Annotated in this window: 2 pseudogenes; both read left to right on the top strand. The window is 61.7% G+C overall.

Annotated features, from left to right (window positions below):
- Positions 1-1,543: pseudogene (locus tag JMO03_RS05195) on the top strand (hypothetical protein); the annotation flags it as partial.
- Positions 1,544-1,713: 170 nt separating this feature from the next.
- A pseudogene (locus tag JMO03_RS05190) lies at positions 1,714-3,053 on the top strand (RHS repeat protein); the annotation flags it as partial.

Raw genomic sequence — 3,053 nt, 5'->3', positions numbered from 1 at the left:
CGCCACCCAGCTGGGGGACTGGGCACTGGGTCTGCCCAGGATCGAAGGCACGTTCGACGCCTCTGTCGGATGGATCACCTCTGACACCAGCCAGCCCAACAAGAACTGCTCTGTCACGCAATCGTGGCTCATGGAGCCCCCGCCGGGGCAGCAGTATCCCGACACCTTCCGCGCGCACATGTTCTGGAACCCACCTACCGTCCACTACCCGGATGGAAGCTCCGGACTGCTCGTCTACAACTCCGCCGGCATGCCTTCTCCCTCAGCGGGCGGGCCCTACCGATGGGTGACCACGAGCCACGACGCGGCGTCGTGCCTCACCACGTTGAAGAACCGCAACGCTTCGGCAACACCCGGTTCGACAGAGCAGATCTTCGGACGGGGCGAGGGCTACCTCGTCGTCCGGCCCGATGGCACGAAGTACTGGTTCGACTGGATGGCATTGGAAAGCAGCCTGCCCTCCAAGTCTTCTGCCTACAACCCGGGCACGGGCGGCATCATGGAGGTGAGTCTTCAACAGGCTACGTTGGCCCTGTACCCAACCCGCATCGAGGATCGATTCGGCAACTGGGTAACGTATACGTACTCGAACAAGACGAATCAGATCGTCAAGCTCGACAGGATCGAGTCGAACGATGGCAGGATCATCACCATCGGCTACGCCAACGGAAACCTAGCGTCCGTGGCGGCCAATGGGCGGACGTGGTCTTACTTTTATGGCGGCGGCACAAGTAGCCTCCCCCTCGCGCAACTCATCGAAGTACGCAACCCCGACGGCTCGAGCTGGCGATACAGCGGAGTTTCGCATCCGCCGCCAGCCCATCCCATCCAACGCCCCTGCGACGATCTGTCGTGGACGCAGACCGTCAATCCAGATGCAACGACTGTCGCGGATACCGATTTTACTGGCTTTACCGTCGACTCCCCGTCTGGTGCACGCGCAGTCTTCCGGGTCGATCAGGTCATTCTCGGCCGTTCGGCAGTGACAGATGGTTGCTATTCGGCGGGCGCAAGTCCTCCAGGCTCGAACCCGTATCTGGTGCCACGGCGCTTTCTCGGAGGATACCGGCGAGTCTTGACCGGCAAGAAGGTGACAGGCCCAGGGCTGACACCGATGATCTGGAAGTACAGCTACCAGTCCAACATCGGGTTTGCCCCGATGGCGAACGGCACGACCAGAACCAAGGTACTGGGACCAGATGGCGCGCTGGACACCTACACATTCGGCAACACCTATACCGTGGACGAGGGCCTGCTGCTCGCACATACGCGCGCTGCCAGCCCCCAAGCCCAACCCCTGGAGAGCGAGACCCATACCTACGCAACCGGTACGGCGGTCTCGGGATTTCCCAAGCTCATCGGGTTCCACCCGGACGCGCGTGACCGGGTGGCCGCTACGTTCCTGCGGCCCAAGCTGAGCACCACCAAGGTGCTGCAGGCGACGCAGTTCAGATGGGCTGTCGACACCACCTGCTCCGGCAGGTGTCTCGACGCGCTGGGTCGGCCGACCAGGGTCACCCGCAGCAGCGCACCCAACCCGTAGCGCGGCCCGAGGACTTGCCGATGACGACTTCGACCAAGGCTCGCCGGACCGCACCGCGCCGCCGGCACGGCGCAGGAGCGGCAATGCCGCACCGGCAATCCGGACGTGGAGCGGCGCGCGCCCGGCTCGCATGCTCCGCTCGTGCGCCCACGACAGAACAAGGAAGAGACATGGACTATCTCGTTCGCTGCAGGTACGCGTTGGTTGCGTGCCTGTCTGTCATGTCGGTGATTCCTGTGGCGAACGCCCAGACCTATAGCCGCACCGAGGTCATCGAGTACCACGACGACCTCGCGACCTACGTCCTGGGCCAGGTCAAGAAGACCACCTGTGCCGTTTCTGCTCCAGCCCATGACGCATGCGACGGCCAAGCGGACTCTGTGATTTCACAGGTCGACTATGGGTGGAAGGCCATGCCTTCGAAGACATACAGCTTCGGCAAGCCGCAGGAGACGTTCTCTTACGAGACTGCCGTTGCTGGCCAACTGGGGACGCTCAAGACGATCGCGGACGGCAACAATAACGTTACCACCCTGTCGAGTTGGAAACGTGGCATCCCGCAGTCGATCAAGTATCCGGCAACGCCCGAAGCCCCCTCGGGCGCAACGCAAACAGCAGTTGTCGACGACAACGGCTGGATCAGGTCGATCAATGACGAAATGAACTCGAAGACCTGCTATGACCACGATTTGATGGGACGAGTCAAGAAGATTACCTACCCATCCGAGACCCAGGCGAACGTTTGCAACACATCAAAGTGGGCCGAGACGACAATAGACTTTTCGGGCGGACACGCAGGCACCTACGGTCTGCCGACCGGGCACTGGCGCAGAACCATGCTTACCGGGAATGGCAGGAAGATCGTGTTCTACGATGCCTTGTGGCGTCCAGTCGTTGAGCAGACGCTTGATCTTGGCGATCCAAATAACACTGTGTCAGCCGCCTTCATCCGGTACGACGCCGCTGGACGTCCATCATTTCGTTCTTATTCCACACGTGTGCATGGAACAACGTCTTATCTTGATCAGACACTAAAGGGTACGCACACCGTATACGACGCGCTCGATCGCGTCACCCAGGTCCGGCAGGACTGGGAGGGTACGGGCCAGCTGACCACGACCACCGAGTACCTGGCAGGATTCCAGACCCGGGTGACCAATCCACGCAACCACCAGACCCTGACCACGCTCTACCAGACTTTCGACGAACCCTCCTACGACCTTCCTCGCGGCATCAACCATCCCGAGGGCGCCTTCACCGAGATCCACCGCGACATCTTCGGAAAGGTCACGGCGCTCAAGCGCCGCAACGCGAATGGCTCGGTCGCGCTCACCCGCAGCTACGCCTACAACGTGAACCAGGAACTGTGTCGCTCGGTGGAGCCTGAAACCGGTGCCACGGTCATGGGGTACGACGGAGCCGGCAACCTGACGTGGTCAGCGGCGGGCCTGCCAGCGAGTACTGCCTGCCACACCACCGGTAACACGACGACGATCAATGCCCGCAAGGC

The sequence above is a fragment of the Luteimonas saliphila genome (assembly GCF_016774335.1).
Classification (GTDB): Bacteria; Pseudomonadota; Gammaproteobacteria; order Xanthomonadales; family Xanthomonadaceae; genus Luteimonas; species Luteimonas saliphila.
Note: the sequence above shows the minus strand (reverse complement) of the source record. Positions and strands in the feature narration are given on the sequence as shown.